The organism is Ammoniphilus soli, from assembly GCF_040813775.1.
The window spans coordinates 259,809-277,545 of record NZ_JBEGDL010000004.1 but is presented as its reverse complement, the minus strand read 5'-3'; the positions used below and the strand labels follow the sequence as shown (position 1 = coordinate 277,545).

The 17,737-nt window shown below is 47.6% G+C and carries 19 protein-coding genes; 17 read left to right on the top strand and 2 right to left on the bottom strand.

Going from position 1 to position 17,737, the window contains the following annotated elements:
• From hisF to ABLT31_RS11575, 8 genes are all read left to right on the top strand, one after another.
• Nucleotides 1–762, top strand: a complete 762-nt coding sequence (gene hisF / locus ABLT31_RS11610) for an imidazole glycerol phosphate synthase subunit HisF (RefSeq protein ID WP_367751674.1) — start codon at nt 1–3, stop codon at nt 760–762.
• Complete coding sequence (gene hisIE, locus ABLT31_RS11605; RefSeq protein ID WP_367751673.1) at nt 759–1,382, top strand: bifunctional phosphoribosyl-AMP cyclohydrolase/phosphoribosyl-ATP diphosphatase HisIE; 624 nt, start codon at nt 759–761, stop codon at nt 1,380–1,382. The genes hisF and hisIE overlap by 4 nt, the downstream gene beginning before the upstream one ends.
• Before the next feature lie 175 nt (nt 1,383–1,557).
• On the top strand, nt 1,558–3,177 hold the full coding sequence (locus tag ABLT31_RS11600) for a tetratricopeptide repeat protein (RefSeq protein ID WP_367751672.1): 1,620 nt from the start codon (nt 1,558–1,560) through the stop codon (nt 3,175–3,177).
• 94 nt (nt 3,178–3,271) lie between these two features.
• Nucleotides 3,272–4,231, top strand: coding sequence for a thioredoxin-disulfide reductase (gene trxB, locus ABLT31_RS11595; RefSeq protein WP_367751671.1), 960 nt, complete (start codon nt 3,272–3,274; stop codon nt 4,229–4,231).
• Between the two features lie 194 nt (nt 4,232–4,425).
• Nucleotides 4,426–5,298 carry an RNase adapter RapZ gene (gene rapZ / locus ABLT31_RS11590; protein WP_367751670.1) on the top strand — a complete coding sequence of 291 codons (873 nt, stop codon included), beginning with the start codon at nt 4,426–4,428 and terminating at the stop codon, nt 5,296–5,298.
• Nucleotides 5,299–5,307: 9 nt separating this feature from the next.
• Nucleotides 5,308–6,285 carry a gluconeogenesis factor YvcK family protein gene (locus ABLT31_RS11585; protein ID WP_367751669.1) on the top strand — a complete coding sequence of 326 codons (978 nt, stop codon included), beginning with the start codon at nt 5,308–5,310 and terminating at the stop codon, nt 6,283–6,285.
• 10 nt (nt 6,286–6,295) lie between these two features.
• Entirely contained in the window at nt 6,296–7,231 is a 936-nt protein-coding gene (whiA, locus tag ABLT31_RS11580) for a DNA-binding protein WhiA (RefSeq protein WP_367751668.1), read from the top strand.
• A gap of 59 nt (nt 7,232–7,290) precedes the next feature.
• Nucleotides 7,291–7,551 (top strand): HPr family phosphocarrier protein, encoded by a 261-nt coding sequence (locus tag ABLT31_RS11575; RefSeq protein ID WP_367751667.1) that lies wholly within the window; start codon nt 7,291–7,293, stop codon nt 7,549–7,551.
• Between the two features lie 245 nt (nt 7,552–7,796).
• On the opposite strand, the gene clpP is transcribed toward ABLT31_RS11575, so the two are convergent.
• Complete coding sequence (gene clpP / locus ABLT31_RS11570) at nt 7,797–8,387, bottom strand: ATP-dependent Clp endopeptidase proteolytic subunit ClpP (protein WP_367751666.1); 591 nt, start codon at nt 8,385–8,387, stop codon at nt 7,797–7,799.
• Nucleotides 8,388–8,514: 127 nt separating this feature from the next.
• On the bottom strand, nt 8,515–8,682 hold the full coding sequence (locus ABLT31_RS11565; protein WP_367751665.1) for a hypothetical protein: 168 nt from the start codon (nt 8,680–8,682) through the stop codon (nt 8,515–8,517).
• A gap of 74 nt (nt 8,683–8,756) precedes the next feature.
• On the opposite strand from ABLT31_RS11565, the gene ABLT31_RS11560 reads away from it, so the two are divergent.
• From ABLT31_RS11560 to secG, 9 genes are all read left to right on the top strand, one after another.
• On the top strand, nt 8,757–8,969 hold the full coding sequence (locus ABLT31_RS11560; RefSeq protein WP_367751664.1) for a hypothetical protein: 213 nt from the start codon (nt 8,757–8,759) through the stop codon (nt 8,967–8,969).
• 381 nt (nt 8,970–9,350) lie between these two features.
• A complete protein-coding gene (gene rpoN / locus ABLT31_RS11555) occupies nt 9,351–10,733 on the top strand; it encodes an RNA polymerase factor sigma-54 (protein ID WP_367751663.1) in 1,383 nt (460 codons plus the stop codon).
• Between the two features lie 3 nt (nt 10,734–10,736).
• On the top strand, nt 10,737–11,000 hold the full coding sequence (locus ABLT31_RS11550; protein ID WP_367751662.1) for a glutaredoxin family protein: 264 nt from the start codon (nt 10,737–10,739) through the stop codon (nt 10,998–11,000).
• Nucleotides 11,001–11,287: 287 nt separating this feature from the next.
• Nucleotides 11,288–12,292, top strand: a complete 1,005-nt coding sequence (gap, locus tag ABLT31_RS11545; RefSeq protein WP_367751661.1) for a type I glyceraldehyde-3-phosphate dehydrogenase — start codon at nt 11,288–11,290, stop codon at nt 12,290–12,292.
• Nucleotides 12,293–12,390: 98 nt separating this feature from the next.
• Complete coding sequence (locus ABLT31_RS11540; protein ID WP_367751660.1) at nt 12,391–13,572, top strand: phosphoglycerate kinase; 1,182 nt, start codon at nt 12,391–12,393, stop codon at nt 13,570–13,572.
• Between the two features lie 10 nt (nt 13,573–13,582).
• Nucleotides 13,583–14,329 (top strand): triose-phosphate isomerase, encoded by a 747-nt coding sequence (gene tpiA / locus ABLT31_RS11535; RefSeq protein ID WP_367751659.1) that lies wholly within the window; start codon nt 13,583–13,585, stop codon nt 14,327–14,329.
• Nucleotides 14,326–15,864 carry a 2,3-bisphosphoglycerate-independent phosphoglycerate mutase gene (gene gpmI, locus ABLT31_RS11530; RefSeq protein ID WP_367751761.1) on the top strand — a complete coding sequence of 513 codons (1,539 nt, stop codon included), beginning with the start codon at nt 14,326–14,328 and terminating at the stop codon, nt 15,862–15,864. Before tpiA ends, gpmI begins: the two co-directional genes overlap by 4 nt.
• 34 nt (nt 15,865–15,898) lie before the next feature.
• Nucleotides 15,899–17,185, top strand: coding sequence for a phosphopyruvate hydratase (gene eno / locus ABLT31_RS11525; RefSeq protein ID WP_367751658.1), 1,287 nt, complete (start codon nt 15,899–15,901; stop codon nt 17,183–17,185).
• A gap of 139 nt (nt 17,186–17,324) precedes the next feature.
• A complete protein-coding gene (gene secG, locus ABLT31_RS11520) occupies nt 17,325–17,567 on the top strand; it encodes a preprotein translocase subunit SecG (protein WP_367751657.1) in 243 nt (80 codons plus the stop codon).
• Nucleotides 17,568–17,737: the final 170 nt, after the last annotated feature.

The window sequence follows — 17,737 nt, the reverse complement described above, 5'->3', positions numbered from 1 at the left end:
TTGCTTACGAAACGAATTATCCCGTGCCTGGACGTCAAGGACGGACGCGTGGTGAAAGGGGTCAGCTTCGTCAACCTGCGGGATGCAGGAGACCCGGTGGAGTTGGCTGAGCTATACAGCCAAGAAGGAGCAGATGAGCTTGTATTCCTTGATATTTCTGCTTCCCATGAGGGCCGCGAGACGATGGTCGAAGTCATCCGGGAAACCGCCGGGAAAGTCACGATTCCGTTCACCGTAGGAGGCGGGATCAATAGCGTAGACGACATGCGCCGGGTGCTGCGCGCTGGAGCCGATAAAGTATCGATGAATACATCAGCCGTTTTGCGTCCCGAACTGATCCGCGAAGGAGCGGAAGTGTTCGGTTCGCAGTGCATTGTCGTGGCCATTGACGCCAAGCGTAAAGAAGACGGCTCCGGCTGGGAGGTTTACACGCACGGAGGACGCAAGGAAACGGGCAGAGATGCGGTCGAGTGGGCCCGCCAGGCCGAACAGCTGGGGGCGGGAGAAATCCTCCTCACGAGCATGAATACAGATGGACACAAGGATGGATTTGACCTTGAACTGACCCGCGCCATTTCGGAAGCGGTAGGCATACCCGTCATTGCTTCCGGCGGGGCGGGAAATCCGGAGCATTTCCTTGAGGCCTTTACAGAAGGGAAAGCAGACGCCGGATTGGCAGCTTCCATCTTTCATTACAAGGAAGTTTCGATCGGAGAAGTCAAATCCCATCTTCGGGAAAAAGGAGTGGAAGTTCGCATATGATCGCCTGGGAAAACATCAAGTTTGACGAAAAAGGGCTTGTGCCTGCCATCGTTCAGGACGCCCAAAGCAAAGAAGTGCTGATGATGGCTTATATGAGTAAGGAATCCTTGCAGCAGACTCTAGAAACGGGAGAAACCGTGTTCTGGAGCCGCTCCCGCGGAGAGCTCTGGCATAAAGGAGCGACCTCGGGGAATACGCAAAAGGTGGAAAGCATCTCGCTGGACTGCGACGGGGACACGCTGCTCATTAAAGTCCAGCCGGCAGGTCCTGCTTGTCACCGCAATACGTATACCTGCTTTGAGCCGATCCATGGCCAGGATGAACCGCTGCAGGACCGCTTTGGCATTCTGACGGATCTGGAAAGCTTAATTGCCAAGCGCGATGCGGAGCGTCCGGAAGGAGCGTATACCACCTACTTATTTGAAAAAGGCGTGGACAAGATCCTGAAGAAGGTGGGGGAGGAAGCGAGCGAAGTCATTATCGCCGCAAAAAACCGTGACCCTCAGGAACTGCGCTACGAGGCCAGCGATCTCATCTATCATTTGCTTGTCCTATTGAGAGAGCAGCGCTTGCCGCTGGATGAAGTATTAAAGGAATTATCCCAACGTCATAAAAAATAATCCATCAAAAAAGTTTTGGTCTGTGGACGCGCAGGCCAAAACTTTTTTTCATACTGTCAGAATTGATAACTTCGTTCCATCATTTGGACAGCCAAGTTTTCTAGCATATTCCAATTCTCCCCATCCCCCTTAGTTGTGGTATACTGGTAGCATAACGATGGAGTGAGGAGTCAGTATGCCTTTAAATCCCGAAAATGTTATTCCGTTAACGGTAAGTGCCGACTTTTATATTGAGCGTGCCAATAAGTCCCTTGATCGATATAACTATCCGAAAGCCTTGCACTACTATAAAAAGGCCGTAGAGATCGAGCCCCATAATTCGCTGTTGTTCTGCAATATGGCTGGCGTGCTCGGGCATCTGGGCAAGTATCAGGAATCGAATGAAATTCTGCATCACGTGCTGCAGAAAATGGATGAGAATGCGGTGGAATGCCACTACTTTCTCGCCTGTAATTATGTGTATCTCGATTTGCTGGAAAAGGCCGAGGAGCATGCCCTAACCTATTTGAGGAACGATCCCGCTGGCCGCTATGCCGAAGATGCCAAAGAGCTGCTTCAGTATCTCAGTACGGAGCTGGAGTACCCTCCTGCCTATGAGGCAGAGACAGATCTGAGCCTTCAGGATGAGCAGACGCAGCTTCATGAGAAAGCGCGCATCCTGATGGAGGAAGGGAGCTTTCAGCAGGCTGAGAAGCTTTTGCTCAAGCTAACCCAGGATTATCCCGGCTTCCTGGCAGCCAGCAACAATTTATCCCTTTGTTATTACTATAAAGGGGAGTTTGAGAAGGCCCTCGAGACGATCGATCAGGTACTGGAACAGGAGCCTCATAACGTCCATGCGCTATGCAATCTGGCCATTCTTTATTACCAGCAGCAGGACCAAGAAGCGCTTGAGAAGCTTCTGAGTAACTTAAGAAAAATGATCCCGCTCCAGTACGATCAAGCCTATAAGCTGGGCATTACCTTGGGGGTCATGGGAGAGCACGAAACCGCTTATGCGCTGTTTAAGAAGATGGCTGCTTATGCTTGGCAGCTTGATTTTCATCTTTTCCATTACTGTGCGGTGGCTGCCTATAATTCCGGCCGCATGAAGGAAGCGGAGAAGTACTGGAAGCTGGTTAAAGTAGAGGATCCAGGTTCTCCGGTGGCTTCTTACTACTTGGAGCGACTGAAAGCAGGGGAAGACCTCCCTAAGGATATTCCTTATTACTATCACCTCCCATCCTACGGAAAGAAGAAAAAGAAAGGCAGCAGTCATCTTCCTGAGCCTTCCTTGCAAGAAGAGGTGGAGCACGATCCCTTCATCCGTTCGTCTTTCTTATGGGCACTGCGCCATGGCGACCGGGAAACCAAGCTGCAAGTCCTGCAAGCTTTCGAATGGCTAGGAGACCAGGAGGTTATTGAAGCGCTGCTGGAGTTCGTGCAGCAAGCCGGACAGGATGAGGAATTAAAAAAAATCGCCAGCTTTGTGCTGAAGACGCTCGGCTATTCCTCCGAAACGAAAGTCCCTTGGCGCAAGACCTGGCATCGCGTACTGGAAATGCTGAGACCTGACTTGGCTGAGGCCGATCAGGGCAAGGTCGGGGAGCTCTGGTCGGAATACATTCATTGCGCTTATCCGGAAATCCCCGTGATCCGCAAGCCGGAAGCGTGGGCAGCCGCCTTGGAGTGGATGGTTACCGGAGCTGACTTGGAAGAGGTGGCGGCCTATTATCAGGCTTCACCTAAAACGCTGAAAAAGCATGCGGAAACAATGGAAACAGCACTGAATAAAGGAGGGAACCCTGAGGCATAGGGTTCCTTCTTTTCTTATTTGTAATAATTTTAATTATGTTGTATACTTACATCAGATATTACATTTTCCATAATAGGGAGAGAGGGATACCATTATGTCTGAACAAAAAATCTACGACGTGGTGATTGTCGGAGCAGGTCCAGCCGGAATGACAGCTGCCGTTTATACGTCTCGTGCGAATATGTCCACTTTAATGCTGGAGAGGGGAATTCCCGGAGGACAGATGGCCAATACGGAAGAAATCGAAAACTATCCGGGCTATGATCATATTCTGGGTCCGGATCTTTCCAATAAGATGTTCGAGCATGCGAAGAAATTCGGTGCCGAATATGCTTATGGGGATATTACGGAAATCCAGGATGGCTTTCCATACAAAACGATTCGCGCCGGAAAAAAAGAGTATCTGACCAAGTCCATCATCGTGGCAACGGGTGCTGAGCATCGGGAATTGGGCGTTCCGGGGGAAAAGGATTTCTCCGGCCGCGGGGTATCCTATTGTGCGGTATGCGATGGGGCTTTCTTCAAAGGCAAGGAGCTTGTCGTAGTCGGCGGAGGAGATTCGGCTGTGGAAGAAGCCGTGTTCCTGACTCGCTTTGCGACGAAGGTCACCATCATTCACCGCAGGAATCAGTTCCGGGCCCAGAAGATTCTGCAGAAGCGCGCGTTTGAAAATCCGAAGATTGAAGTGATCTGGAATACCCATGTGAAGGAAATCAAGGGCGACAATGTGGTGACCGGCGTTCTTTTGGAGGATGCCAATACCGGCGAGCAAAGAGAGTTTGCTTGCAATGGGGTATTTATCTATGTGGGGATGGATCCCCTATCGAAAGCTGTTCAAGGGCTTGGCATTACGAATGAGGCGGGCTATGTGCTGACCGATGAAAAGATGAAGACGAGCGTGCCGGGGATTTTTGCGGCAGGAGACGTTCGGGAGAAAATGCTCCGCCAAGTGGTTACCGCAACAGGGGATGGGGGAGTCGCTGCCCTCAGCGCCCAGCATTATGTGGAGAACTTGGAAGAACAGCTCAAAGAGAAGGAAGCCAAGCAGTCTTAATAAAAGTTTAATCTTTTTGTAACACACTTGAAACATTCCTTGCATATAATAAAATTATCAAATTGACCCCCTTATAATATATATTTTCACAGCGTGGTTCTTTGGAATCACGCTACTTTTTTTTGCGCGAAGCCACAAAAAAATTGTTGATCGACCGGTTTGGTGGTATTCTAGGGAGAAGAGGTGAGGAATCCATGTCCGAGAAGCAAATTAACTTACTCATTATAACAGGAATGTCCGGTGCTGGAAAAACGGTTGCTGTACAAAGCTTGGAGGACTTAGGCTTTTTTTGTGTAGACAATCTGCCCCCATTGCTCATTCCGAAATTTGCAGAGCTGATTGAACAATCGGGAGGCCGAATTAAAAAAGTAGCTCTTGTGATCGACTTAAGAGGACGGGAGTTCTTTGATACCCTTTCCGATGCCTTGGACCGGTTGGAGGAAATGGAGCATATTCACTACCAGATCTTATTCCTGGATTCATCGGATCAAGTTTTGGTACAACGTTATAAGGAAACGCGTCGCCGTCATCCTTTGGCTCCTGAAGGGCTTCCGATGGAAGGAATCCTTGCGGAGAGAAGGATGCTGGAGGAGCTTAAGGGCCGAGCCAACCTGATCTTGGATTCAAGCCAATTGAAGCCGGTTCAGCTCAAAGAAAAGATCTCGAATTATTTTTCCACGATGCAATCCCAAATGACCGTAAATATTACGTCTTTTGGTTTTAAATATGGAATTCCGATTGATGCCGATCTTGTCTTTGATGTTCGGTTTTTGCCGAATCCCCACTATGTGGAGGACTTGCGCCCCAAAACGGGATTGGATCAAGAGGTCTCCGGTTACGTGTTTAAATGGGATGAATCCGTCGATTTTGTCAATCGTTTAATAGATTTTATCGGCTACACCCTTCCGCATTATCAGAAGGAAGGAAAATCCCAGCTTGTCATCGGGATTGGCTGTACCGGAGGGAAGCATCGCTCCGTGTCCATTGCGGAGCACCTGGGACAAAAATTCAAAGACGAGTATTTGACTCGAGTGAGCCATCGAGATATTGAACGCGACCGGAAGTGAGGGAAAGGCATGGAAGAAAGGATAGCGGAAGAAGAGATGCCGAACGGCAAGGTGGTCGTCATTGGCGGAGGAACGGGGCTTTCGGTTTTGCTGAGAGGCTTGAAGGAAAAGCCGTTCGACTTGACAGCCATTGTCACCGTTGCAGATGATGGGGGTAGCTCCGGCCGTCTCCGTGAAGAAATGTCCATGCCCCCTCCTGGGGATATTCGCAATGTTATCGTCGCCTTGGCTGACACGGAACCGCTGCTGGCGGGATTATTCCAGTACCGGTTTTCCGGTGGCGGCGGTTTGGCGGGACATAGTTTAGGAAACTTATTCATTGCCGCCATGAAAGAAATTACAGGTGATTTTGTCATGGCTGTCAAGGAAATCAGCCGTGTACTGGCCGTTCGCGGCCAGGTGCTGCCTGCTGCCAACCAAGCCATTGTGCTGAAGGCAGAAATGGAAGACGGAACGATCGTTTCGGGTGAATCGCAAATTCCCAAGATAGGCAAAAAAATCAAGCGAGTCTTTTTGGAGCCAAAGGATGTTCAGCCGCTAGAAGAGGCGATCCAAGCGATCCAGGAGGCCGAACTGATTCTTTTAGGGCCTGGGAGCTTATATACAAGCATCTTGCCCAATTTGCTCGTCCCAGGGATTTCTAAAGCGATAAAAGAGTCGAAAGCGAGAAAAGCTTATATTTGCAATGTCATGACCCAGCCGGGGGAAACGGATTTCTACACGGCGTCAGATCATGTGAATGCTCTGTACAATCATGTAGGAGCGGATTTGTTTGATACAATACTGGTCAACAGCGCGAAGATTCCTGAGCCTGTACTCGAGAGGTACCGGGAAAAAGGGGCCTCTCCGGTTCGGTATGATCGGGAACGCCTGCTTAATTACGGATTCCAGATCATGGAAGATAACTTCGTGATGTATGAGACCTACTTGCGCCATGATGCACATAAGGTGGCGGAAGTCATCGCCACGCTCATGGAGCAGAAGTGAGGTGGATGGTTTGTCTTTTGCAGCTTTAACGAAAAAGGAATTAACGCAGCTAGAAGCGGCGCCATGCTGCGCAAAGGCCGAGCTGGCTGCTTTGATTCGGATGAATGGAAGCCTGCAGTTCGGCAACAATCGATTTGTTCTGGATGTGGTAACGGAAAATGCAGCGATTGCCCGCAGGATTTACATGCTGGTGAAAGAGTATTTTCAGGCCCATGCGGAACTGCTCGTTCAAAAAAAGATGCGCTTGAAGAAAAACAACGTGTATATCGTGAGGCTTCCCCAGCACGCGAGGGAAATTCTTGAAAGCCTGAAGATTTACGGGGCAGGGACTTTCTCTCAGGGGATCCCGAAGGAAACGGTGAAAAAGTCCTGCTGCAAGAGGGCCTACTTGCGCGGAGCATTCTTAGCTGGGGGTTCGGTGAATCATCCGGAATCGAATAGCTATCATTTGGAAATTTTCACCTTGTACGAGGAGCATTGTAAGGATCTTTGTGCACTGGCGAACAAATTCCAGATGAATTCACGGTGCATCGAACGAAAAAAAGGCTTTGTCATGTATATGAAGGAAGTTGAAAAAATAACGGAATTCTTGAGTTTGATTGGGGCCCATCAAGCACTGCTTTATTTTGAGGATATTCGCATCGTGAAGGATATGCGCAACTCCGTCAATCGGCTGGTCAACTGCGAAACGGCCAATTTGAACAAGACCGTCAGCGCAGCAATGAAGCAGATTGAGAATATCAGAATGATCGAACGGGGGATAGGGCTAGACCAGCTCCCGGACAAGCTGAGGGAAGTAGCCGAATTGCGTTTGAAATACCCAGACTTGAACCTAGCCGAATTAGGGGAAATGCTTCCGAGCGGAAAAGTGAGTAAATCCGGCATCAATCACCGATTGCGGAAACTCAATGAAATGGCTGAAAAACTTCAGCGTAAAGAAATCTAACCTTTATGATATAATAAAAGATATAAGATAAGCACGAGGTAGAATTGGAGGTCATGGTGTTGGTTCGTCAACAAGCTATTGTAAAATTAAAGACAGGGTTGCAAGCGCGTCCAGCTGCTTTCTTTGTCCAGGAAGCTAACCGTTATGCGTCTGAAATTTTTGTTGAGAAAGAGAACAAGAAGGTCAACGCAAAAAGCATTATGGGAATTATGAGCCTTGCTGTTACCAATGGTATGGAAATCGCTATTCTGGCGGAAGGCAATGATGCAGAAGATGCCGTTTCCAGCTTAGTTAAGCTCGTTGAAAAAGAGGAAGTTTAGTACTCAGTTTCACCGTTTATCAAGGTTGATGGATGGTTTTTGTAACCGAAATCAACGGAGGTAGGCGGTTTTTTCATTTTAATTTAATTGTACCCGCCTAGTTTAGGGCGGAAAGTGTTGGCGGATTTTGAAGGTGAGTTCGAATGAATTGGATTGACCAACTTTCCCGAGGTGAAAAAATAAAAGACTGTCCGTCAAGATTGGTTTTACCGACCTTTTTGGAACAGCCTTTTTTCATGCTTTATTTATTTTTTCTGATCAATTCTTTGGATAACGTCATCAATAAGGCCGTATTCTTTTGCTTCAATGGCACTCATGAAATTATCTCGATCGGTGTCTCGTTCTAGTCTTTCTTTCGGCTGGCCGGATCTTTCCGCCATGATGGAATTCAAGTGGTCACGCATGCGCAAGATGCGCTTCGCGCTGATCTCGATATCGCTCGCTTGCCCTTGAGCGCCGCCCAGCGGTTGATGGATCATGACCTCGCTGTTGGGAAGAGCGAAACGCTTGCCCTTAGCTCCAGCGCATAATAGGAAGGCCCCCATGCTGGCTGCCATGCCGATGCAGATGGTGGAAACGTCCGGCTTAATGAACTGCATCGTGTCATAAATAGCCATTCCGGCAGTAATGGATCCGCCAGGGCTGTTTATGTAAATACTGATATCTTTCTCCGGGTCCTCAGCGGCAAGGAAAAGCAACTGGGCAACTACGCTGTTGGCGATTTGGTCGTTAATAGGTGTTCCCAAAAAGATGATCCGGTCCTTCAGCAAACGGGAGTAGATATCATAAGCTCTTTCCCCGCGATTGGTTTGTTCAATGACGGTAGGGACTAACATGGGATTTCCTCCTCTCAACTGGATAAATCTGCTTACTCTTTCATACTACATCAAACCTCGGGGAAGGTCAATAATGGTCAAATCATTTTATTGGCCCGATACTAGCTTAGACGGTTTTTGCGCTTTTTTATACCTGGGTAAAATGAAAAAAAAATCCACCGATAACTTCGGTGGCCAATAAAAGATAGGAGTGGAGAGAAACCTGAACAATGGTATCAGGGTTAAGTCTAGTATATCCCAAGGGGTAAGCGTTTTCAATCATTTGTTTTCCACAAATTTCTTGTCTTTTTGACATGATTCTATAAGATGATCTGTACATCTCCTAAGGGATTCTTGTAATCTTAAAGAAAAAAGGGGAGAGTGACAGGGATGAGGGATGGAATTCACCGGTTCTGCTGTCCAACATGCTATATTACTTCGACATCAGGGTCATGGGACACTTCCAAAGCCAGCCGGTTCAAAGTAGGCGTAAGAGATATTGAATCAATCGTGAAAGGGTTTGGCGATTATTTTTCCCAGTATGTTTGCCCAAACTGTTCGGGCACGATTCCGGGTGATCAATTAGTTCCAAGAAATGACTAAAAGTCCATCAAGTGGATAAGCCCTCGAACGTAACATGTAAGAGGGCATTGTTTATTTAAAGGCAATTTAACATTATTTGGACAGCAAGGAGAAAACTTGCAGCTTTTCCCTCATTTACAACAAGGGTAGACCTTTAATTCTGATAAAATGTATAGTATCAGAACTGCTGGACGCGAGCCACCAAGTCTTTCTTCTAAAAATACCAGTAGATTTAAGCAGGGATTTCGCTTATTATCACGAATATATAGTTCTTAATGCAAGTATCGGAGATTTCTCACAAGAAAACTTGGCTCGCGCATAAGCTACAAGTTTTCCTCGTGCTGTCCATATATTTTGTAACGAAGTTATAAATACTGACAGTATAATTAAGGGGTGATAATGATGCAGATGGGGTACGGACTCTATCAAGAGCAGTCTATGAAGTTAGTGATGACGCCAGAACTGCGTCAAGCGATCACGATTCTTCAATTCTCGGCACTGGACTTACTGGAGTACATTAACCAACAGCTTAGCGAAAACCCGGTCATTGAACCTTTAGATATGGAAATGAACAGGGAAACCGAAATCAAGTCTTCCTCTTCGGCAACAGGGGACGTGGATTGGTCGGAGTTTATACGCGACCGGGCGCAAGGGGATTATGCTGGTACTTCCATAAGATCGTATGAAAACGAATACAATCCGTTGGATTGGGTGGCAAGGAATGATGTTTCGTTAGAGAAGCACCTGCTGGAGCAGCTTTCTTATATACGTCAGCTGCCTGAATCGATTCGGGAAACGGCTAAATATATCATTGGCAATCTGGATGAAAAAGGCTACTTGGAACTTGCCCTCGAACAGGTGGCCCAAACTTTGGGAGTTGATCTGGAAGCGGTTGAGCAGGCGCTGTGGGTCGTCCAAAGCTTGGAGCCGAGAGGCGTTGGGGCGAGGGATCTGAAGGAATGCTTGATTATCCAGCTCGAGTACGATGGAAAGAAGGATTCGTTGGCACACGCTATTGTGGAACAGTACCTCATGGATCTGGCGGAAGGACGGATAAGCAAAATTGCCGGGGAACTCCAGGTGACACCTCAGGAGGTTCAAGAGGCGGCGGACGTCATTCGTACGCTAAATCCGCGTCCTGGCTCAGATTATTACCGAGATGAGCCCAAATATGTCATTCCGGATGTAACCGTCGAAAAGGTGGACGACGAATACATTATCCTTGTCAATGATTCTACCAGCCCTCGATTGAGCATTAGCAGCTACTATGAGAGACTGTTGAAAGAAGACGGCCATGCCAAAAAGTATATTCATGATAAGATGAATTCAGCGATGTGGCTGATTAAAAGCATTGAGCAGCGGAGAATGACGATCTATAAGGTAACCGAGGCTATCGTAAAGGAGCAAAAGGAATTCTTTGAAAAGGGAATTGCTTGCTTGAAGCCGATGAACCTCAAAGAAATCGCCGAAATCGTGGATCTGCATGAATCAACCATTAGCCGGGCCACCAATAATAAATATGTGCAAACGCCTAGAGGCGTATTTGAGCTGAAATACTTTTTCTCCTCTGGCCTTACGACAGCGAATGGAGATGCTACTTCTTCTGAGAGCGTGAAGGCAAAGCTAAAGCAATTGATTGATAAGGAAGATCGCAAAAAGCCGCTATCGGACCAGAAGCTTTGTGAGTTGCTGAATGAAGCAGGGATTGAGATCTCCCGAAGAACGGTAGCGAAATACCGGGAGGAACTGGGGATTTTATCCTCGGCAAAAAGAAAGAGGTACTAAAAAATGGTGAAGTCCTTTCAAGTGACGATCTTTACCCGGGACGGATGCTGTCTCTGCGATGATGTCAAGGAACGGGTGGAGCGCGTCGCCCAGGATTACCCTATTGAGCTAGAGCTGTTTGATATCACGACGGATGAGGAAATTTATGAAAAATATAAATGGACGATTCCCGTTGTGCATATTGATGGGGAAGAGGTTTTTGTCTCCAAAATGGCAGAGCTTTGGCTGCGAAGGGAACTGGATAAGCGTTTGGCAAGCAAGGGGTAGTCAAATATCTCAATAGAAATCCCAAGAAAAGAAGGTGTGTTCTTTTCTTGGGATTTTTTTTGCTCTTCTCAGAAATTTTTCATGTGCGGTTTTTCCAATTTGCTCATTGACAATTGGAAAATCTCATGAGAAAATAAGTCTTGTGGGACATAAATGAATATGTATGGACGAAAATTGTCCCTTTAAATATTTGATCCATACCTGAAACATACTAAGCAGGATAAAAAGTCTAGAGGATGCAAAATTCAAATCACATATAGCTGGCTAAACCAGAGGAGGAATGACTTATGGTAAAATTAGGAATAAACGGATTCGGTAGAATCGGAAGAAATGTATTTCGTGCTGCACTCAATCATCCTGAGGTAGAAATTGTTGCAGTAAATGATTTGACAGATGCCGAAACGTTAGCGCACTTGCTCAAATACGACAGTGTCCATGGCAAACTGGATGCAGAGGTTCGTGCAGGAGATGGTTATATTACAGTGAACGGCAGAGAGATTAAAGTATTGGCAGAGCGCGATCCTGCACAGCTTCCATGGGGGGAGCTCGGAGTAGATATCGTGGTGGAATCCACAGGTCGCTTCACGAAGCGCGAAGATGCTGCGAAGCATATGGAAGGCGGAGCGAAGAAAGTCATCATTTCTGCACCGGCTAATAATGAAGACATCACCATCGTTTTGGGCGTAAACGAAGATAAATACGATGCGGCCAATCATCATGTGATTTCCAATGCATCTTGTACGACCAACTGTTTGGCTCCGTTTGCCAAGGTAATCAACGATAAGTTCGGGATCCGTCGTGGATTAATGACGACTGTTCACTCCTATACGAATGACCAGCAGATCTTGGATTTGCCGCATAAGGATTTGCGCAGAGCACGTGCTGCAGCGGAGAACATCATCCCGACTTCAACCGGGGCTGCGAAAGCAGTTGGATTGGTACTTCCGGAACTGAAAGGAAAACTGAATGGCTTTGCCATGAGGGTGCCTACTCCTAACGTATCCGTTGTAGATTTGGTTGCAGAGCTGAATGTGGATGTGACGGTTGAAGAAATCAACTCCGCTCTGAAAGAAGCTGCAGAAGGTCCGCTGAAAGGCATCATGGCTTATTCTGACGAACCTTTAGTATCCTTGGATTATAATGGCGATCCTCATTCTTCTTCGGTTGATGGATTGTCTACAATGGTGCTGGAAGGAAATATGGTCAAGATTGTCTCTTGGTATGACAACGAATGGGGCTATTCTAACCGAGTAGTGGATTTAGCGGATTATATTGCCAAAAAGGGCTTGTAAAAGTAAAATAATAATCGTGTGTTGAGAAAGGGAGAAGTTGCATATGGATTTCTCCCTTTTCCGTATATATTGCCCTCAATAGATCAAGGAGGCCAGCTATGCAGAAAAAGACAGTTCGAGATGTAGAAGTCTCAGGAAAAAAGGTGTTTTGCCGAGTAGACTTTAATGTCCCGATGAGTGAAGGGACGATTACTGATGATACGCGAATTCGCGCGGCGATCCCTACGATCCAATACCTGAAGGAGCAAGGGGCGAAGGTGATTCTTGCCAGCCACTTGGGTCGTCCGAAGGGGAAAGTGAACGAGGAGATGCGATTGACAGCCGTAGCTGAAAGATTGTCAGAATTATTGGGCAGTCCGGTGGCGAGTGCGAAGGAAGTGGTGGGTGAGGCCGTAACGGCCCAAGTCCAGGAGATGCGGGACGGGGACGTGCTGTTATTAGAAAACGTGCGGTTCCATCCTGGGGAAGAGAAGAATGATCCGGAATTAGCCAAGCAATTTGCTTCCCTCGCTGATCTTTTCGTCAATGATGCCTTTGGTGCGGCGCATCGGGCTCATGCTTCTACGGAGGGGATTGGACATTTCATCCCTGCCGTGTCAGGATTCTTAATGGAGAAAGAGCTTGAGTTCCTGGGCGGAGCGCTTTCCAAACCAGAACGTCCTTTTACTGCCATTATCGGCGGGGCGAAAGTGAAGGATAAAATTGGGGTAATTGAAAGTCTGCTGGATAAAGTGGACAACCTAATCATTGGCGGAGGTCTAGCCAACACCTTCATTAAGGCCCAAGGGCATGATGTGGGAGCTTCCTTGCTGGAAGAGGATAAAGTGGACTTAGCGGCTTCTTTTATCCAAAAGGCGAAAGATAAGGGCGTCCAATTTTATATTCCAACGGATGTGCTAGTGGCCGATCGTTTTTCTAATGATGCCAATACCCAGCAGGTATCGGTAAGTGCCATTCCAGAGGGGTGGCAAGCCTTGGATATTGGTTCAGAAACGACAGCAACGTATCAGGAAGTTGTTGCCGCATCCAAAACCGTAGTATGGAATGGACCGATGGGCGTTTTTGAAATGGAAACGTTTATGAAAGGGACAGAAGCCATTGCCCAAGCCATGGTGAAGGTGCAGGGAACGACCATCATCGGAGGCGGCGATTCGGTAGCGGCAGTAGAAAAAGCTGGAGTGGCAGAAAAAATGTCACATATTTCAACCGGCGGCGGGGCCTCCTTAGAATTTATGGAAGGAAAACAGCTTCCAGGGGTAACGATCCTGGAAGATAAATAGGGTGATGATCATGAGAAAACCAATTATTGCAGGAAACTGGAAAATGTTCAAGACCATCGCGGAAGCGAAGCAGTTTGCTGACGCGCTTCCCACTCAGGGAGATCAGGTGGAGGCGGTAATTTGTGCCCCTTATACCCTGCTTCCTGCCTTGGCTGAAACTTTGAAGGGCAAGAACATTTCTCTTGGGGCGCAAAATGTCCATTGGGCAGAAGAAGGCGCTTTTACGGGAGAAATCAGTCCTTTAATGCTGAAGGAGCTGGGGGTTCAATTTGCCATTATCGGTCACTCCGAACGGCGCGCTTTTTTCGGTGAGACGGATGAAACGGTAAATCAGCGTATTCATGCAGCGTTAAAGCATGGAATCACTCCGATTGTTTGCGTAGGGGAAGATTTGACGCAACGAGAAGGGGGAGAAACCAAGAAAGTGGTCAAGGTGCAGATGGAAGCCGCGATGAGGGATGTCAGCGCGGAACAAATCGTAAACCTGGTGATTGCGTATGAACCGATCTGGGCGATTGGTACCGGAAAAACCTCTTCGGCTGAAGATGCCAATGAAGTTATTGGCTTCATCCGAGAGCTGATTGCTGACCAGTATGACCAGGACTTGGCCAATCAGGTGCGCATCCAGTATGGGGGAAGTGTGAAACCGGACAATATTGCCGGATTCATGTCGCAAAAAGACATCGATGGAGCGCTAGTCGGCGGGGCGAGCCTACAGCCCGAGTCCTTCCTTGCTTTAGTGAAAGGAGCCGAATAATGAGCAGATCGAAACCCGTTGCTTTAATTATCCTGGATGGTTTTGCCATCCGGGAGGAAACCTATGGAAATGCGGTGGCTCAAGCCAACAAGCCAAACTTTGAGCGTTTCCGGAACCAGTACCCTCATACCCTTTTGCAAGCCAGCGGGGAAGCCGTCGGTCTGCCCGACGGTCAGATGGGGAATTCTGAAGTAGGACATTTAAACTTAGGCGCCGGCCGGGTGGTTTATCAGGACTTGACGAGAGTCACCAAGGAAATTCGCGAAGGCCATTTTTTCGAAAATGAAACCTTTTTAGGTGCGATGCGTCATGTGAAGGAAAAGGGCAGCAAATTGCACTTGTATGGATTGCTGTCGGACGGCGGTGTGCATAGCCATATTCGCCACCTCTTTGCGTTACTGGAGCTTGCCAAGAAACAGCAGGTTGATAATGTATACATACATGCTTTTCTGGACGGGCGAGATGTTACCCCGGACAGCGCGACACGGTACATTCAGGAAACGCAGCAAAAGATGCAAGAGCTGGGCATTGGGAAATTTGCGACAGTCCAAGGGCGCTATTATGCCATGGATCGGGACAAGCGCTGGGAGCGCACGGAAAAATCTTACCGCGCCATGGTTTATGGCGAAGGACCGGCCTATGAAGATCCATTGCGTGCAGTACAGGAATCTCATGAAAAAAGTATTTTTGATGAGTTTGTCATGCCAACCGTCATTACCGACAGCGAAGGTCGCCCTAATGGCCTGGTAGAAGACAACGATGCCGTTATTTTCTTTAACTTCCGGCCAGACCGGGCTATTCAATTGTCTCAAGTGTTTACGAATGAGGATTTCCGAGGATTTGATCGCGGAGAAAAGATGCCTAAGAACCTCTATTATGTCTGCCTGACCAAATTCAGTGAGTCGGTCCAAGGGTATGTGGCCTATAAGCCGACGAATCTGGATAATACGCTTGGGGAAGTTCTTAGTCAACAAGGCCTCAAGCAATTGAGAATTGCCGAGACGGAAAAATACCCTCATGTGACGTTTTTCTTCAGCGGTGGCCGCGAGGAGGAATTTGAGGGAGAAACCCGCGTCCTGATTTCTTCTCCGAAGGATGTCGCTACCTATGACCTTAAGCCGGAAATGAGCGCTCAAGGAATTACCGATGCACTGCTCGCGGAGTTGGACAAGGATCTCCATGATGTGATTATCCTTAACTTTGCCAACTGCGATATGGTGGGTCACTCGGGAAGAATGGAACCTACCATTCAAGCGGTAGAAACTGTGGATCGTTGCATGGGTGCGGTGGTCGACGCCATTCTGTCTAAAGGCGGGGTAGCCTTGATTACGGCAGACCATGGAAACGCCGATTTAATGTTGGATCCGGATGGAAACCCCATTACTTCACATAGTACGTACCCGGTTCCCTTGATCATCACACAGGATGGTCTAGAGCTGCGCGGGGATGGAGTTTTGGCGGATATTTCTCCGACGATGCTTAAGCTATTGGGTGTAAACCAACCTAAGGAAATGACAGGAAAGTCTTTATACTAAATTCATTCATAGACAAGAAGGAGCGAACAAAGCCATGACCATTATTTCTGACGTTTACGCAAGAGAAGTACTAGATTCTCGTGGAAATCCTACAGTTGAGGTTGAAGTTTACTTAGAAACCGGCGCATTTGGCCGTGCGATGGTGCCATCCGGGGCATCCACAGGTGCATATGAAGCCGTAGAGCTTCGCGATGGGGACAAGTCCCGTTATTTAGGCAAGGGTGTTCTTCAAGCGGTAGATAACGTAAATGAAATCATTGCACCAGAATTGATTGGCCTGGACGCCCTAGACCAAGTGGGAATCGATCAGTTGATGATCGAATTGGACGGAACGCCGAACAAAGGAAAGCTGGGAGCGAATGCTATCCTTGGCGTATCCATGGCGGTAGCGCGTGCGGCAGCGAATGAATTGGATATTCCTTTATATGTGTATCTTGGAGGATTCAATGCCAAGCAATTGCCTGTACCGATGATGAACATCTTAAATGGCGGGGAGCATGCGGACAACAACGTAGACATTCAAGAGTTCATGGTTATGCCTGTGGGAGCCGAAAACTTCTCTCAAGCTCTTCGCATGGGCGCTGAAATCTTCCATCAGTTGAAATCCGTATTAAAAGAAAAAGGCTTGAACACAGCAGTAGGGGATGAAGGCGGTTTTGCCCCTAACCTAGGTTCGAATGAGGAAGCCATTACCACGATCCTTGAAGCGATCAAGCAAGCGGGCTATGAGCCTGGAAAAGATGTTTTCCTTGCGCTTGACGTGGCGGCAACGGAAATGTACAAGGACGGAGCTTACCATCTAGAAGGCGAAGGCGTGACCAAGACAACAGCGGAAATGGTTGACTACTTGGCGACCCTTGCGGATAAATATCCGATCATCTCGATCGAGGATGGCTTGTCCGAAGATGATTGGGATGGCTGGAAAATGCTGACTGACCGAATCGGATCGCGTGTTCAGCTGGTTGGAGATGACTTGTTCGTAACCAACACCGAGCGCTTATCTCGCGGAATCGAAGCCAGCACAGCGAATTCCATCTTGGTTAAGGTAAACCAAATCGGTACATTGACTGAGACGTTTGATGCGATTGAAATGGCGAAGCGTGCAGGTTATACAGCGGTTATTTCTCACCGCTCCGGGGAAACCGAAGATTCTACCATTGCGGATATCGCAGTTGCGACAAATGCAGGTCAGATCAAAACCGGTGCTCCTTCCCGTACGGATCGCGTAGCGAAGTACAACCAATTGCTTCGCATCCAAGACGAGCTAGGTCCAGTGAGCCAATACGGCGGAAGAAAGGCTTTCTATAATTTAAAGGGATAAGTTTTTGAAAAAAGGGATAGCGAATGAGCTATCCCTTTTGTTCTTGTAAGCCAGCCAGCTTTATGCTAAAGTTATATAGTATATACTTAGAATGGACAACCTAGGCCTCATATGGGCTAGGAGTATGGAGGTACTGGGCATGGCTCTTTTTCTTAAAGTCTTACTGGTTATCTTTTGCATTGGCTTAATCGTAGTCGTATTGCTTCAATCCGGTAAAAGCGCAGGCTTGTCTGGCGCGATTGCAGGGGGAGCGGAACAGATGATGGGTAAGCAGAAGGCGCGTGGCATTGATGCCATTTTGAATAAAATCACCATCGTACTGGCAGCTGGTTTTATGATTTTGGCGATTGCTGTAGCATTCTTTACTAGAGGCGCAGTATAATAGGAAATAGGGAAGGAAGTAGCCGGATGGGGTTACTTCCTTTTCTATTTGGTTTCAAATTGTTACAAAATTGTAAGGTAACTTCGAGAGGATTTATGGTATATTGGAAAATGTGGGTACAAACCCAATCTTGCGTATTATATGCCACACATGGAATAAGGAGAGGTACT

What these genes read in the sequence shown, in the direction of transcription:
- hisIE (WP_367751673.1), top strand. Translation starts at nt 759, where the DNA reads ATGATCGCCTGGGAAAACATCAAGTTTGACGAAAAAGGGCTTGTGCCT.
- ABLT31_RS11600 (WP_367751672.1), top strand. Translation starts at nt 1,558, where the DNA reads ATGCCTTTAAATCCCGAAAATGTTATTCCGTTAACGGTAAGTGCCGAC.
- trxB (WP_367751671.1), top strand. Translation starts at nt 3,272, where the DNA reads ATGTCTGAACAAAAAATCTACGACGTGGTGATTGTCGGAGCAGGTCCA.
- rapZ (WP_367751670.1), top strand. Translation starts at nt 4,426, where the DNA reads ATGTCCGAGAAGCAAATTAACTTACTCATTATAACAGGAATGTCCGGT.
- ABLT31_RS11585 (WP_367751669.1), top strand. Translation starts at nt 5,308, where the DNA reads ATGGAAGAAAGGATAGCGGAAGAAGAGATGCCGAACGGCAAGGTGGTC.
- clpP (WP_367751666.1), bottom strand. Translation starts at nt 8,387, where the DNA reads ATGTTAGTCCCTACCGTCATTGAACAAACCAATCGCGGGGAAAGAGCT.
- ABLT31_RS11565 (WP_367751665.1), bottom strand. Translation starts at nt 8,682, where the DNA reads ATGTCAAAAAGACAAGAAATTTGTGGAAAACAAATGATTGAAAACGCT.
- ABLT31_RS11560 (WP_367751664.1), top strand. Translation starts at nt 8,757, where the DNA reads ATGAGGGATGGAATTCACCGGTTCTGCTGTCCAACATGCTATATTACT.
- rpoN (WP_367751663.1), top strand. Translation starts at nt 9,351, where the DNA reads ATGCAGATGGGGTACGGACTCTATCAAGAGCAGTCTATGAAGTTAGTG.
- ABLT31_RS11550 (WP_367751662.1), top strand. Translation starts at nt 10,737, where the DNA reads ATGGTGAAGTCCTTTCAAGTGACGATCTTTACCCGGGACGGATGCTGT.
- gap (WP_367751661.1), top strand. Translation starts at nt 11,288, where the DNA reads ATGGTAAAATTAGGAATAAACGGATTCGGTAGAATCGGAAGAAATGTA.
- ABLT31_RS11540 (WP_367751660.1), top strand. Translation starts at nt 12,391, where the DNA reads ATGCAGAAAAAGACAGTTCGAGATGTAGAAGTCTCAGGAAAAAAGGTG.
- tpiA (WP_367751659.1), top strand. Translation starts at nt 13,583, where the DNA reads ATGAGAAAACCAATTATTGCAGGAAACTGGAAAATGTTCAAGACCATC.
- eno (WP_367751658.1), top strand. Translation starts at nt 15,899, where the DNA reads ATGACCATTATTTCTGACGTTTACGCAAGAGAAGTACTAGATTCTCGT.
- secG (WP_367751657.1), top strand. Translation starts at nt 17,325, where the DNA reads ATGGCTCTTTTTCTTAAAGTCTTACTGGTTATCTTTTGCATTGGCTTA.